This window comes from Crossiella sp. CA198, from assembly GCF_052078295.1.
GTDB lineage: Bacteria > Actinomycetota > Actinomycetes > Mycobacteriales > Pseudonocardiaceae > Crossiella.
The window spans coordinates 63,216-77,099 of the sequence record NZ_JBQJIM010000026.1; the positions used below are offsets into that span (position 1 = coordinate 63,216).

Here is a 13,884-nt window from a genome sequence, read left to right on the forward strand (position 1 = left end):
CCAAACACCTGGGTGGGTGGCCGTGCCGTGCCCGGCCACCTGCCCAGCCCCACACGTACCTGGGAGTTCGTCATGTCCAAATGGATCATCCACACCGAGAAGACCCGCAACTTCTGGAACGGCTCGTCCACCACCATGTGCGGGTTGACCATCACCAAGGTGGAGGTCTCCGATCACGGCCTGGGCCTGGGTCCGCGCCTGACCTGCCCGGCCTGCAAGGCCATCAAGAAGGCCGAGAAGGCGGAGAAGCGGGCTGCCCGCAAGGCTCGGGGCAACGGGGGTTGGTGGTGAACCCCAACACGCCCGCGAACCCGGCCACAGCCGGGCTCGCCGCACTGGCCGAGGGGATCGGCGCCCGGCTGGATGCCCACCCCGCCAACCAGCGCGATGCGCAGCACCTGGCCGAGATCACCGCGGTGCTGGCCTCCGCAGACCGGCACTGGAACCACCGGCTCGGCGACCCGCCCGCCGAACCGGACTACCTCACGGCGCTGGCCGGTGACCTGTGGCGGCTCTGGATCCGGCCCGCGCTGGACCGGCGCGACCGCGACCTGGACACCGCGCAGGCGGCACGGTCGGCCGATCTGGAGTTCCTGTTCACCGAGCTGGCGGACCGGGACGCCGAGATCGACCGGCGGCGCGCCGAAGACGAGGACCGGCTTGGCGTTCCGCCGGCCACCATCCATGCCTACCCCCAGGGGGATCACCGTGCCCAGTGACTACCACCAGACCCAGCACGAGCTGCTCACCAAGGCATTCGCCGACCTGGACACCTGGCTGGGCCAGTACCAGCACCTGCTCTACATCAGCTCCCTCCGGCTTTCGGCCGTCGGCGTCGATCGCAGCGCCACGGCCGCCATTCACATCAACACTGACCTCAACCACCTGATGACGCTGCTGCCGCACCTGCCCAGCGCCACGGTCGATGCGGAGACCAAGACGGGGTGCGTCGAGATCACCATCAAGGTGACCACCCCGGCAGGGCTGCCCGTGCGGCTAAGCAGCGTGCTGTTCGGCGACGAGGCCGACGAACTGGCCGAGATCGCCGGACTGGCCGCGCCACGCCCGGCCACGATTCCCGCGATCACCACCGACCACCTGGCCGCGGCACTGACCCAAGCCCGGCCCGGCGAAGCGAACCAATGACCGCGCCGGGCAGCCCGGCAACAGAAGGCACCTCCAGCCCACGGTGGAGGTGCCTTCGCCGTCTCCAGCCCCCGGCACCAGCACCACACCGGCCGGCCCGCCCCCGCGGCGACTGGGCTGGTTCACCTCCGCGCGAACCCGTCACCGAGAGGAACCCTCGTGACCGATCCACACCAGCAAGCCCCACTGATCCGGGTAGCCATGGCCACCCGCCGCGGCATCCGGGAGAACAACATGGACGCCGCGGCCGCCTTCGAGTCCTCGCGGGGACTGCTGGCCGCCGCGGTCGTCGACGGCATCGGCAACCACGCCTACGGCCCGGAGACGATGCGGCTGTGCGCGGTGACCGCAGCCCGGATCTCCACCACTCGGGGAACCATGGCAGGGGTGCTGGCCGCCGCCGGGCTGATTGAGGACCCCGGGGTGGAGGAGTACCGGCCCAACGCGGTGGCCGTGGTCGCCCTGGCCGAGGCGGGCGAGGAAACCGACATTGCCTGGGTCGGTGACTCCCACGCCTACAGCTGGGACGGGACCCGGCTGCACCGGCGCACCACCCCGCACACCATGGGGGAGTTCCTGCGCCAGAACGGCGACATCGACCTGGCCCCCGAACACGACAACTGGGTTCGGGTCAGCCTGACCACGGCCACCCCGACCAACATCGCCCGCGCCGCCATTCCCGCAGGGGAGCTGGTGTTGCTGCTCTCCGACGGGCTGGACGGCGTCCCAGCCGAGGAGCTGACCGCGCTGGTTCAGCAGCACCAGGACAACCCGGAGGCGCTGGCGGATGCCTTGGTGGAGGCCGCCCGCGCCGACGAGGACGGCTACCGCGACGACGCCACCGCGATCGTGCTGGCCGCCCTCACCTGACCAGGCCACCACCACCGCCAGGCCCTACTACCCGCGCGCGTAGTAGGGCCTGGCCCGTTCTCCGGTCCTGTTCCCGCCGGGCTGCCCGCATCGTCCAGACAGGAGGTTGGCCATGACCACCAGAGCATCCCGAGACCAGGCCGCGGCCACGGTGGCCCTGTGGATGGCGACCCACCTCGGCTGGCAGGTCTTCCCGCTCAACTCCGGCACCAAGAAGCCCTTGGGCGGGTGCGGCGCATGCCGCGCCGACCGCGCGGACCACCTCGCCGCGGACTGCCCGTGCCTGGCCCGCCAGGATGGCGCGCTCTGCCACGGCGTCTGGGCTGCCAGCCCCGACCCCGAGATCATCACCCGGTGGGCCCGCCGCTGGCAGACCAAGGTGTGGGGCCTGCACCTGGGGGTCTCCGGGCTGCTGGCAGTGGACCTGGACACCCGAGCCATCGCCCCGCCGGCGCAACCACTGCACGGCCTGGACTGGCCTGCGGATGCGCGGCCGCCGGTGGACGGGCTGGACGTCTTCGCCGCCCTCGCTGGGCTGTACGGCGCCGGGGTCGACACCGACGGCACGCTGTGCACCCAGACACCCAGCGGCGGACTACACCTGATCTACGCGGCCGAGCCGGGCCGGTGGAAAGGCAGCAGCGTCAAGAACAGCAGCATCAGGCAGGGCCGAGTGACCTCCGGACTGGCCTGGCAGGTTGACATCAAGTCCTATGCCGGGCACGTAGTCATCCCGGGCAGCATCACCGCCGCAGGGTTGTACCGGCGGATCTCGGCCACGGTCGTCCCGGCCTGGCGCCCAGCCTGGTTGGCCGAGGTTCTCGCGGCCACCGGCCACGACCGCCACGCCCCCACCCCAGCACCGGCCAGCCCGCCACCGGCACCGGCGGCCGCACCGCGAGGCACGGCCGATCTGGACATCCGGGGCGCGCGGTTCGCCACGGGCGCCCTGCGCTCGGCCTGCGCCGAGCTGGCCGCCATGGCTCCGGATTCCGGCCGCAACCGCAAGTTGTTCCGCTCCGCGTCGCGGCTGGCGGGGATGGTCGCGGCCGGGTGGATCGGCCGCGACCAGGTGGCCACTGCTCTGGCTGCGGCCGCCGCGCACGCGGGGCTTCCCGCAGGGGAGATCCGCTACGCCATCACCTCGGGGTTCCGCACGCCCCGCCCGGCATCTGATCTACGGAGCGCCGCGTGACCACCACCGAAGACACCCCGACCCCCGCACCACCCGAGGCCGAACCCGACCGCCTGTCCATCCACCTCGGCGGAGAAGCCGAAGCCATCCGCGCCCTCACCAGCACGCTGGCCGAAGGCTCGTTGCCGGACGTCTTCGTCGCCGGGGGCCAGCTGGTGCACCTATCCCGGGTCTCCGGGCAGGCCGACCCGAGTGCCCCGCCCACTGTCACCGCTGAGCCGTTGACCGCACCGGCGTTGGCGTTCCTGCTGGCCCACCACACCTACTGCTACCGCATGCGCGAGGACAAGCAGACCGGGGAGAAGAAGCGGGTGGAAGGCTCCCCGACCAAGTCGGCGCTGGCCGCGGTGCTCTCCCAGCGGTACTGGCCCGGGGTGCGGCCGTTGACCGGCATCGTCGGCTCGCCTGTACTGCGCCCGGACGGCAGCCTGGTGCACGTCGAGGGCTACGACCCGGCCACCGGCCTGTACTACGCGCCCACCGTCCGCATGCCACCCATCCCGACCACACCCACCGCCGAGGAAGTGACCGCCGCCCGGCAGTTCCTGCTGGGCCAGCTGCTGCGGGACTTCCCATTCGTCGCCGAGGCCGACCGCGCCAACCACATCGGGCTGCTGCTCGCCCCGATCCTGCGCCCGTACTTGCGGTGCTTGATCCCGTTCGGGCTGATCTCGGCCACCACCCAGTCCAGCGGTAAAACGCTGCTGGCCGAGGTCATCGGCTACCTCTACGGCCACAAAACCCTGGTCTGGCGCAAGGGCGATGACGCCGAGCTGGAAAAGGCCATCACCTCCGCACTGCACAGCAGCGCGCCGATCATGTTGTGGGACAACATCAAAGAGGGCACCGAAGTGGCTTCGCCGGTGCTGGCCCAGTTGCTGACCGGTCCGGAATGGTCGGCGCGGATGCTCGGCAGCTCCGGTGCGGGATTCACCGCGAACAACGACCGGGCCTGGTTGGCAACTGGCAACAACCTTCGTCTGGGCGGGGACATGGCCACCCGCACCGTGCTCATTCGGCTGGACCCCAACGACCCCCACCCCGACCAACGCGACCAGAGCGCGTTCGGCATTCCGCACCTGGACACCTGGCTCAAGGACCCGGCCCACCGGGTCGAGGTGCTGCGGCACCTGCTGATCCTGGTGCTGGACTGGATCGCCGCCGGCGCACCGCGCAGCGGCCACACCATGCGCCAGTTCAGCGGCTGGGCGCAGGCCACCGGCGGACTGCTGGACCACCACGGAATCGTGGGTTTCCTGGACAACCTGGCCGATCTCCGCGAGGCCGACGACGAAGACGCCGAGTGGGCAGCGTTCCTGACCCGCTGGTGGGAGCTCAACAGCGACAACCGCATGTCGGCGACCCGGCTACGCCACCAAGCCGAAATCGAGCAGATCGGCGGCATCGCGGTGGACCGGTGGGAAGGCGCGTTCCTCACCGACGACTCCGGGCGAATCCCCTCGGCCAAGAGCCTGGGCCGGACGTTGACCGGGCACATCGGCCGCTGGCATGGCGGCTACGCACTGCGCTCCGTGCGCGACAAGTCCGCCAACGCCAACGTCTTCTGGGTCGAGCGAGCCGCTGGCATCACCGCCGAACAGGAGGACCAGGCACCGGCCGGGCCGACGCAAGCGGCGTGGATGTGAGCGGCGGCGCCCGCGGCCCGGGTTTCCCGGGTTTGGCCCGGGTTTCGCCGGGTTTGGCCGAGCACCAAACCCGGCGCATGTTTCCGCAGGTCACAGCCCACTTCGCAAGATCAACCGGGTTTGCGGGTTTGAAACCCGCATCCCCGCACCGCCACTGCACACACCGCGCAGTGGCGACCGGCAACACCCTCGCCCAGGACGCCTCCGGGAGGTGCAACATGACCAGTAGTCGAGCATCGGCAAACCGGGCCACCCCAAGTGAACCGATTCTCTACCGTCCGAGCGAGGTTGCGAAGCAACTTGGCTGCTCGGAGTGGTGGATCAAAGAGCAAGCGCGTCATCGGCGGATACCGTTCAGTTGGATCGGTGGACGCTACTCGTTCACGGACGAACATGTTGCCGCGATCATCGCGATTTTCGAGAAGCGCCCAGCAGGGCAGGTAGTTCCTGCGAATGAGATGCAGGTACAGGAAGTCAGCAACCGTCGCGGTACGGCAGCCGCTCACGTCAAGCTGAAAGCGCGCAGTCCGAAACGAGGCAGTGCAGCGCGCGCACGTCAGAACGCCGCCTGACGAAAGACCGCGCCCGCCGCAGCCAGCGCTGCGGCGGGCGCTTCACTTTATACGGAGCACTAATGGGCTATGCAGAAAAACGCGGCACATACTGGCGTGGGCGATACAAGATCGCACCAGGAAAGTACGGCACGGTTACGGACGAACACGGCGAGACAATTAGATTCACAAGGAAGCGCGACGCCGAGAACGCCGCTGACGAGGCCGAAGCGAAGATTCGCAACGGCAGGCAGGTCGCGGGCAAGCAGGACGACGAACTCTTCGGTGACTTCGTCAGCAGGTGGTACGCAGACCAGGACCTGGCAGCGTCGACCATGCAGAACTACAAGAGGCACATCGAAGAGCACCTATTGCCGACCTTCGAGAACGAGATTATTCGCAGTATCGGTAAGCCTGAAGTGGCAGCTTGGGAAAAGGCGGAAAAGGAGGCAGGGTACGCGCTGTCGAGCATTAAAACGTGGCGCTCAACTCTGCATCTGATCCTAGGGGACGCCTTCGATGAAGGGCTCTCGGACTCGAATGCGGCAACAAGGCGTCGCGGGCGCGGAAAAAGGGCGGGGAAATCGAGAAGTAGGGGACCGGAAAAGGCGATCACGACTGCACTCGGTATTCTTCTGATAGCTGAACGTGCAGCTCTGCTGTCGGGTCGTGACGATGAATTTGTTGCAGTCGTCACCAAGGGGTTCACTGGGATGAGATGGGGTGAACTCGTTGGCCTTGAAGAGCGGTATGTGAATGAATCCGGAATCCGGATCGAATGGCAACTGTACGAGTTGGACACAGGCGAGCTACATCGCTGCCCGCCGAAGGATGATTCATATCGAACGATCGATGTTCCGGAATGGCACTCCGAGCTGCTGGCGGAGCATTCCGCAAGCAGCCTGTCGCAGCCTTGCGCATGCCACGAAAACAGCTACGTCTTCAGTGGCCACCGCGCATCCAACGGATCAGTGCGGAAGGTCGGGGCGAAGCTGGTCGACGTCGCCCGCCGTGCGGCGGTGTCAGTCGGCACCGTGTCGGCTGTGCTCAACAAGACCGGAACAGTCAAGGCAGCTACCGCGGCTGCCGTCGAAGTCGCCATCGCCGAACTCGGGTACGTACGAGGCGGTGCGCCGGCGCAGCTCGCGGCGCACTGGCGGCGCAACGGTTTCACGACGTGGCTGTTCCGTCCCGCGGCGACCGGGTGGTACCCGAGCAAGGCTCCGGCGCCCACTCGGCCGGTGCCGATCATCGGGGAGCCCTGGCCGGGCATCCCGGTTCGCGGGCGGAACGCTCCGGGCCGCGCCGACGCGTGCTGGCTGCCGATCGCGCCGGGGCTGACTCCGCACGGGTTGCGGCACACGCACAGGACGCTGCTGGTGAAACTCGGGCTGCCGGGCGTGCTGATCGATGACCGGCTGGGCCACTTGGACGGCTCGGTTCAGGGTCGCTATACCCACGTGACCGCCGCGATGCGGCTGGCGCTCCTGGACGGCCTGACGGGGATCTGGGAAGCCGCGCTGGCCGCTCGCCGGGCGATGCATCCCACCTCGCCGGTGCAAGCCCTGGACCGCCTTCTGCGGGCTGCCTGACGGGAGAAACCTTGGGCAGTTCTCCCAGATTTCTCCCAGACCGGCCCTGTAACGTAGATCAGGCCCTGTCCACGTCTATTGTGGACAGGGCCTGATCTGCATCTTTACCAGTCGGGGTGACAGGATTTGAACCTGCGACCTCTTCGTCCCGAACGAAGCGCGCTACCAAGCTGCGCCACACCCCGGTTAAGCGGAACGAGACAAATACTAGCGGACGTTCGCCTGGACACCGAATCGGGGGCTTCCGCCTGCCCTGAGCAGGCTGGGGTCGAGTTCGGCCGAGCGCGGGACCAGCGTCAACAGGCTCGCCTCCGGCGGGCAGGCGAAGCGCACCGGCGCGTACGGCGAGGTGCCCAGTCCGGCCGAGACGTGCAGCCAGGTGTGCCGGCCCCAGCGGGAGGCGCCCTTGACCCGGGAGCGGTCCAGGCCGCAGTTGGTGACCAGGGCGCCGTAGCCGGGCACGCAGAGCTGGCCGCCGTGGGTGTGACCGGCCAGGACCAGGTCGTAGCCGTCCTCGGCGAAGGCGTCCAGCACGTGTGGTTCGGGCGAGTGGGTCAGGCCAAGGCGCAGGTCGGTGTGGTGGTCGGGCCTGCCCGCGATGTCGCTGTACTGGTCGCGGTGCAGGTGCGGGTCGTCCACGCCGGCGGCCTGGATGGTCAGGCCGGCGATGGTCAGGTTGCGGCGCACGTGGGTCAGGTCCTGCCAGCCGCGTTCGGTCAGCGCGGCGCGCAGGTCGCGCCAGGGCAGCGGGGCGCCGTGCACGCGCTTGGTCTTGCTGGAGGGCAGCAGGTAGCGGGCCGGGTTCTTCGGCTTCGGCCCGTAGTAGTCGTTGCTGCCCCAGACGAACAGGCCGGGCAGGTCCAGCAGCGGGCCCAGCGCGCGCAGCACCGCGGGCACCGCCTTGGGGTGCGCCAGGTTGTCCCCGGTGTTGATCACCAGGTCGGGCTCCAGCTCCGCCAGCGCGGCCACCCAGCGCTGCTTGGACTGCTGGCCGGGCAGCATGTGCAGGTCGGAGACGTGCAGCAGGCGCAGCGGGCGGGCGTTGTCGGAGAGCACCGGCAGCGTCGCGTGCCGTAGCGTCCACATCCGCCGTTCGATCGCGGTGGCGTAGCCGAGCGCCGCGCCGCCGAGTGCCGCCGTGCCGAGCAGGATCCGACCCAGGTTGTTCACCCTTACCAGGGTACGTAATGCGCCGTGGTGCCTTTTTCGCAGGAGTAACCTGCCTGGTCATGGCGGAGCTGAAGGCGAAACTACAGGCCGATCTGGCCGCGGCGATGAAGCAGAAGGAGACCGTGACGGTGGCCTCGTTGCGGATGGCGCTCGCGGCGATCAGCACCGAGGAGGTGGCGGGCAAGACCGCCAAGGAGCTGACCGACGACGAGGTGCGGCGGGTGCTGGCTCGCGAGCTGAAGAAGCGCAAGGAGGCCGCCGAGGCCTTCGGCGGCGCCGGCCGGGCCGAGCAGGCCGCCGCGGAGCTGGCCGAGGGCGAGGTGCTTTCCGCCTACCTGCCCGCGCAGCTCTCCGATGAGGAGCTGGCCGGACTGGTGAGCCAGGCGGTGACCGAGCTGACCGCGCAGCTCGGCGAGAAGCCCGGACCGAAGCAGCTGGGCCAGGTCATGAAGGCGGCCAACGCGAAGGTGGCAGGCCGCGCCGACGGCGGGCGGGTCGCCGCGCTGGTGAAGGCCACCCTGCTCGGCTGAGTCCACTGACGGAAAAACGGGGTCTGTCCACAGTGGACAGACCCCGTTTCGCTTGTGCGCCTTGACTAACCCGGTCCGCTGGTCGGCTCGATCGGATCTATGGTGATGCCGCCGGTCGGCGGGTTCACCTCGCCCGGCGGCGGTTCGGTGGTGCCGGTGGGCGGCGGCACGTAGCCGGTGCTGACCCACAACGTGATCGTCTCGCCGGGCAGGGCAGCGCCGCGCGGGTTCTGCCCGACCACGGTGCCCTTGGGCTGGGCCGCGTTCCGGTTCTGCGTGCTCACCTTGTACCCGGCGGCCTGCAACTTCGAGGTGGCCTCGTTGACCATCATGCCCACCACGTTGGGCACCTTGGCCTCATCGCCGCCGTTGAGGTAGCGCCCGTCCGCGCCCGGCAGCCCCTGGGCTGGCTGGTTGCCGTGGATCGCGCTCATCGCGTCGAACCAGGTCGGCGCGGACACCGAGGAGCCGTAGATGCCGCCGCCGGTGTTGCCGCCGCAGAGCCGGGGCGGGTTGCCCTTGCAGATCACCTGCGGCCGGTTGCCGTCGTTGAAGGTCAGCACCGCGCCCGCATACTGCGGGGTCGCGCCGACGAACCCGGCCGACTTGTGGTCCTGGGTGGTGCCGGTCTTGCCCAGCATCGGCCGGTTCCAGTCCTTCGGCCGCGCGCCTGCCGCGGTGCCGCCGGGCAGGTCGTCCTTGCTCATGCCCTGCGCCAGCCCGTTGGCCAGGCCCTCCGGCACCGCCTGCTCGCACGGGGCCTCGTTGAGCTGGAGCGGCTTGCCGTTGCGGTCCAGGATCTGCTCGATCGGACTCGGCGGGCACCAGGTGCCGCCACTCATGATCGTCGCCGACACATTGGCCAGTTCCAGGGTGCTCACCGCGGCCGGGCCGAGGGTGAACGCGCCCTTGTTGTTGCGCCAGTAGTCCGACTGCGACCGGTTCAGATCGTCCCTTTTGGACTTCGGATCCGGTTTCACCCCGGCCACGTTGAGCTGCATGGTCTCCCGCAGCCCGAGCCTGCTGGCCATATCGACCACCGGGCCCATGCCGACCCGCTCCTCCAGGATGACGAACCCGGTGTTCGGCGAGGTGGCCAGCGCGCTCTGCAGGGTCATCTGCTGCGGGTAGTTGTCCCCGGCGTTGCTCAGGCAGTACCAGCGCTCACCGCCACCGGCTGGCGGGCAGCGGGTGGCGCCGCCCTTGAAGACCCTGGAGGTGTAGGAGGTCGGGGTGTCGATCACGTTGTTGATGCCCATGCCGCGTTCCAGCGCCGCGGCCGCGGTGAAGATCTTGAAGATCGAGCCCGCGCCGAACTTGTTCGCCGCCGCGCTGGGCAGCGCGTAGGTGGTCTGGCCCTTGTCCGAGTCCAGGCCGTAGTCCCGGTTGGCCACCAGCGCGAGCACCTTGTGCCGCTCCTTGCCCGGCTGCACCACGGCCATGGTGTTGGCCACCCCGTTGGCGTCCTTGGGCACCCGGCCCTGCGCCGCCTTCTTGGCCGCCTGGGTGATGCGCGGATCCAGGGTGGTCTTGATGGTGAAACCACCGCGCTTCAAGGTGTCCTCGGAGTACCCGATCTTGCTCAGGTAGTCGATGACGTACTTGCAGAAGAACCCGTTGTCCGGCCCGGCGCCGATGCAGCCGTAGGGCGGGTTGCGGAAGTCCGGGGCGGTGCCCAGCGCCTCCTTCTTGGCCGCCTCGGCCACCTCCACCGGGATCCGGCCCTGCCTGCCCATCTCGCTGATCACCAGGTTGCGCCTGGTCAGCGCGGCTTCCGGATTGCGCTTGGGGTTCAGCCCGCTGGGCTCGTTGACCATGCCAGCCAACAGCGCGGCCTGGGCGATGGTGAGCTTGTCCGGGCTGGTGTCGAAGTAGGTCTTGGCCGCCGCGGCCACCCCGTAGGTGCTCGCGCCGAAGGGCACGATGTTGAGGTAGCGGGTGAGGATCTCGTCCTTGGTGAGCTTGCGCTCCAGCTGCAGCGCGATCCGCATCTCGCGCAGCTTGCGGGCCGGGGTCTGCTCCTGCGCCTTGGCCTGTTCGACCTTGTTCGTGGCCACCACGTGCATCAGGTAGTTCTTGACGTACTGCTGGGTCAGGGTGGAGCCGCCCTGGGCGACCTTGCCCTCCACCGTGTTGGTCACCAGCGCGCGCATCGCGCCGCGCCAGTCCACGCCCTGGTGGTCGTAGAAGCGCTGGTCCTCAATGGACACGATGGCGGCCTTCATCGTGTCCGCGATCTTCTCCGGGCCTGCCAGCACCCGGTACTGGTCGAAGAGGTAGGCGATCTGGCTGCCCTGCGCGTCCAGCACCGTGGTCAGCAACGGCGGGTCCTTCTGGACCAGATCCGAGGAGATGCTGTCGACTGTGTCACTAGCGCGGTTGGAGACCACCCCCAGCGCGCCCACCGCAGGAAACAACATGCCGGCGAGTAGCACTCCAGCCAGCACACATAGCCCCAACAACTTGAACAAAGCCGCCCGCACGCCCACGCGGGACAGCGTACGCTTCACCCATTTTGGTGACGCGATTCACACACTTTCGGGTGCGGGGATGTAACGGGTAGGCAAACCCGTCTTGGACCTGGAACCAGAACCCTCTACAGTCCGTCAACGTCGAACGACAGCACACCGGCGGGTGTGCCACTCCCCGTGGCGCACCTCATGCGGACCTCGGAGCTGGGGAGCACCGAGCGTAGTCGCGACGACGCGTAGGAGCTGGGGGAACATGGAGTTCAACCAGGGGGACTGGCGGGTAAGGGCCTCTTGCAGGGATGAGGACCCGGACCAGCTTTTCGTCCGAGGTGCAGAGCAGCGCAAGGCCAAGCTCGTCTGCATGGGGTGCCCCGTGCGGACGGAATGCCTGGCTGAGGCGCTGGACAGTCGAATCGAGTTCGGTGTCTGGGGTGGCATGACCGAGCGGGAGCGTCGCGCTCTGCTCCGCCGCCGTCCGGACGTCGTGTCCTGGGCGGAACTGCTCGAGTCCGCCCGCCGCAAACACCTGGACTTCGACGAGGTCGAGGAAGCCGACTACCGCGTGGGCCTGCTGAGCTGACCGGTCACTGACCGGCCAGCCTGGCGCCGATCTCGCGCAGCCCGTCGATGTCGTGCACATCAGCGGGCAGTGCGGGCACGCCGATCATCGCCACGCCCGGGTGCGCCTTGGTGAATCGCGCGAGCAATCGTCGCTCACGCTCCGCCACGGCCACCCGGTCCGCGTGCAGTCGCAGCACGGCCGCGGCCAGTGGCGACGAGCCACCGCGTTCGAGGTCCTCGGCCGCGGCGAGCGCGCGGGCGCTGGGCAGGTTCGCGAACACCGGGTGGGTCCGGTTGGCGACCAGCCCGGCCAGCGGCATGCCCTCACCGGCCAGCCGGTCCACGAAGTAGGAGGCCTCGCGCAGCGCGTCCGGCTCGGGCGCGGCCACCACCAGGAACGCGGTGCCGGGTGAGCGCAACAGCTCGTAGGTGGCCTGCGCGCGCTGCCGGAACCCGCCGAACATGCTGTCGAAGGCCTGCACGAAGGCCGAGGCGTCGTTGAGCAGCTGGCCGCCGATGATCGTCGAGATCACCTTGGTGAACAGGCCGAAACCCGCGCCGACCAGTCGCCGGATCCCCCGCCCGCCGGCCCGCGCGGGCGCGGACAGCATCCGGATGATCTTGCCGTCGAGCACGGTGGACAGCCGCTGCGGCGCGTCCAGGAAGTCCAGCGCGGACCGGCTCGGCGGGGTGTCCACCACCACCAGGTCCCACTCGCCGGAGTGCACCAGCTGCCCCAGCTTCTCCATCGCCATGTACTCCTGGGTGCCGGAGAACGAGGAGGAAATGGTCTGGTAGAAGGGATTCCGCAGGATCTGCTCGGCCCGGTCCGGTCCGGCGTGGGAGAGCACCATCTCGTCGAAGGTGCGCCGCATGTCCAGCATCATCGCGTGCAGCGCGCCGTCCGTCCCCTCCGGACGGTCCAGCACGGTCACCTCGCGCGGGTGGTTGCCCAGCTCGGTCAGGCCGAGGGACTGGGCCAGCCTGCGCGCCGGGTCGATGGTGAGCACCACGGTGCGCCTGCCGCGTTCGGCCGCGCGCAGGGCCAGCGCCGCCGCGGTGGTGGTCTTGCCGACCCCGCCGGAACCGCAGCACACCACCACCTTGGTCTGCGCGTCGTCCAGCAGATCGTCGATGTCCAGCAGCGGCGGGCGGGCGTTCACCGGACCCCCTGCTCGATCAGCAGCTCGCTCAGCTCGTACAGCCCCGCGGTGTCCACCCCGTCGGTGAGATCGGGCAGCTCCAGCACCGGCAGGTCCACCTCGGCCAGCTGATCGCGCGCGGTCAGCTCGGCCTGCACCCGGATCGCGTGCTCCACCGTCTCATCCACCAGCCCGTCCACAATGGCCTCGTCCAGGTTCAGCCCGGCGGCCAGCAGCCCGGCCTTGATCCGGGCCGCGTCCACCCGCCCGCCGGCCGCCGCGCCCACCGACCGCGCGGGCAGCCGGGGCGGCCGCACCCGATTCATGATCACCGCGCCGGGTCGCAGGTCGGCGGCGTCCAGCTCGCCGACGGCGTCCATGGTCTCCCGCACCGGCATCTCCTCCAGCAGGGTCACCAGGTGCACCGCGGTGTCCCCGGAGTGCAGCAGCCGGATCACGCCGTCGCTCTGGTTGCGGATCGGCCCGACCTTGGCCAGATCGGCCATCGCCCTGGTCACGTCGAGGAACTTGACCACCCGGCCGGTCGGCGGCGCGTCCACCACCACCGCGTCATATTCGTGCCGCCCGCCCTCGCCGGTGCGGCCGACGCACTCCTTGATCTTGCCGGTGAGCAGCACGTCCCGCAGGCCCGGCGCGAGCGTGGTGGCGAACTCCACCGCGCCCATCCGGCGCAGCGTGCGCCCGGCGAAGCCCAGGTTGTAGAACATCGACAGGTACTCCAGCAGCGCCGCCTCGGCGTCCACCGCCAGCGCGCGCACCTCGCCGCCGCCGGGCGCGGCCGCGATCCGCTCCTCGGAGTAGGGCAGCGGCGCGTGGTCGAAGACCTGGGCGATGCCCTGCCTGCCCTCGACCTCCACCAGCAGCACCCGCCGCCCGCCGGTGGCCAGCGCGAGCGCCAGCGCGGCGGCGATCGTGGTTTTGCCGGTGCCGCCCTTGCCGGTGACTATGTGCAACCGGGCGCGGCTCAGCTCCTCGGTCCAGGCCATCAC

At 69.4% G+C, this 13,884-nt stretch carries 14 protein-coding genes and 1 tRNA gene; 10 read left to right on the forward strand and 5 right to left on the reverse strand.

The window, feature by feature from the left end; genetic code table 11:
• Positions 1–72: 72 nt before the first annotated feature.
• The 8 genes from ACTOWY_RS35315 (at position 73) to ACTOWY_RS35350 (ending at position 7,000) form a co-directional block, all read left to right on the forward strand.
• Positions 73–291, forward strand: coding sequence for a hypothetical protein (locus ACTOWY_RS35315; RefSeq protein WP_441313943.1), 219 nt, complete (start codon positions 73–75; stop codon positions 289–291).
• Positions 288–719 carry a hypothetical protein gene (locus tag ACTOWY_RS35320; protein ID WP_441313944.1) on the forward strand — a complete coding sequence of 144 codons (432 nt, stop codon included), beginning with the start codon at positions 288–290 and terminating at the stop codon, positions 717–719. Before ACTOWY_RS35315 ends, ACTOWY_RS35320 begins: the two co-directional genes overlap by 4 nt.
• Positions 709–1,146: a hypothetical protein gene (locus ACTOWY_RS35325; protein ID WP_441313945.1), complete on the forward strand. Its 438-nt coding sequence runs from the start codon at positions 709–711 to the stop codon at positions 1,144–1,146. The genes ACTOWY_RS35320 and ACTOWY_RS35325 overlap by 11 nt, the downstream gene beginning before the upstream one ends.
• A 159-nt stretch (positions 1,147–1,305) precedes the next feature.
• Positions 1,306–2,016, forward strand: a complete 711-nt coding sequence (locus tag ACTOWY_RS35330; RefSeq protein WP_441313946.1) for a PP2C family protein-serine/threonine phosphatase — start codon at positions 1,306–1,308, stop codon at positions 2,014–2,016.
• Between the two features lie 112 nt (positions 2,017–2,128).
• Positions 2,129–3,211 carry a bifunctional DNA primase/polymerase gene (locus ACTOWY_RS35335; protein ID WP_441313947.1) on the forward strand — a complete coding sequence of 361 codons (1,083 nt, stop codon included), beginning with the start codon at positions 2,129–2,131 and terminating at the stop codon, positions 3,209–3,211.
• Entirely contained in the window at positions 3,208–4,857 is a 1,650-nt protein-coding gene (locus ACTOWY_RS35340) for a hypothetical protein (RefSeq protein ID WP_441313948.1), read from the forward strand. Before ACTOWY_RS35335 ends, ACTOWY_RS35340 begins: the two co-directional genes overlap by 4 nt.
• A 218-nt stretch (positions 4,858–5,075) precedes the next feature.
• Complete coding sequence (locus ACTOWY_RS35345; protein WP_441313949.1) at positions 5,076–5,429, forward strand: hypothetical protein; 354 nt, start codon at positions 5,076–5,078, stop codon at positions 5,427–5,429.
• Positions 5,430–5,491: 62 nt separating this feature from the next.
• Positions 5,492–7,000 (forward strand): LacI family DNA-binding transcriptional regulator, encoded by a 1,509-nt coding sequence (locus ACTOWY_RS35350; RefSeq protein WP_441313950.1) that lies wholly within the window; start codon positions 5,492–5,494, stop codon positions 6,998–7,000.
• Between the two features lie 111 nt (positions 7,001–7,111).
• Here ACTOWY_RS35350 and ACTOWY_RS35355 read toward each other — a convergent pair.
• Positions 7,112–7,185 (reverse strand) — tRNA-Pro (locus ACTOWY_RS35355).
• Positions 7,186–7,207: 22 nt separating this feature from the next.
• Entirely contained in the window at positions 7,208–8,170 is a 963-nt protein-coding gene (locus tag ACTOWY_RS35360) for a metallophosphoesterase (RefSeq protein WP_441313951.1), read from the reverse strand.
• 59 nt (positions 8,171–8,229) lie between these two features.
• Between ACTOWY_RS35360 and ACTOWY_RS35365 the strand changes: the two genes are divergently transcribed.
• Positions 8,230–8,700: a GatB/YqeY domain-containing protein gene (locus tag ACTOWY_RS35365; RefSeq protein ID WP_441313952.1), complete on the forward strand. Its 471-nt coding sequence runs from the start codon at positions 8,230–8,232 to the stop codon at positions 8,698–8,700.
• A gap of 65 nt (positions 8,701–8,765) precedes the next feature.
• Here the strand turns inward: ACTOWY_RS35365 and ACTOWY_RS35370 are convergent, their stop codons facing one another.
• Complete coding sequence (locus ACTOWY_RS35370; protein WP_441313953.1) at positions 8,766–11,120, reverse strand: penicillin-binding protein; 2,355 nt, start codon at positions 11,118–11,120, stop codon at positions 8,766–8,768.
• 304 nt (positions 11,121–11,424) lie between these two features.
• Between ACTOWY_RS35370 and ACTOWY_RS35375 the strand changes: the two genes are divergently transcribed.
• Positions 11,425–11,751, forward strand: coding sequence for a WhiB family transcriptional regulator (locus ACTOWY_RS35375; protein ID WP_185001228.1), 327 nt, complete (start codon positions 11,425–11,427; stop codon positions 11,749–11,751).
• Between the two features lie 4 nt (positions 11,752–11,755).
• On the opposite strand, the gene ACTOWY_RS35380 is transcribed toward ACTOWY_RS35375, so the two are convergent.
• The gene (locus ACTOWY_RS35380; RefSeq protein WP_441313954.1) at positions 11,756–12,895 is read right to left on the reverse strand and encodes an ArsA family ATPase; all 1,140 of its coding nucleotides are present in this window, start codon (positions 12,893–12,895) and stop codon (positions 11,756–11,758) included.
• Positions 12,892–13,881, reverse strand: coding sequence for an ArsA-related P-loop ATPase (locus ACTOWY_RS35385; protein ID WP_441314018.1), 990 nt, complete (start codon positions 13,879–13,881; stop codon positions 12,892–12,894). Before ACTOWY_RS35385 ends, ACTOWY_RS35380 begins: the two co-directional genes overlap by 4 nt.
• Positions 13,882–13,884 lie beyond the last annotated feature (3 nt).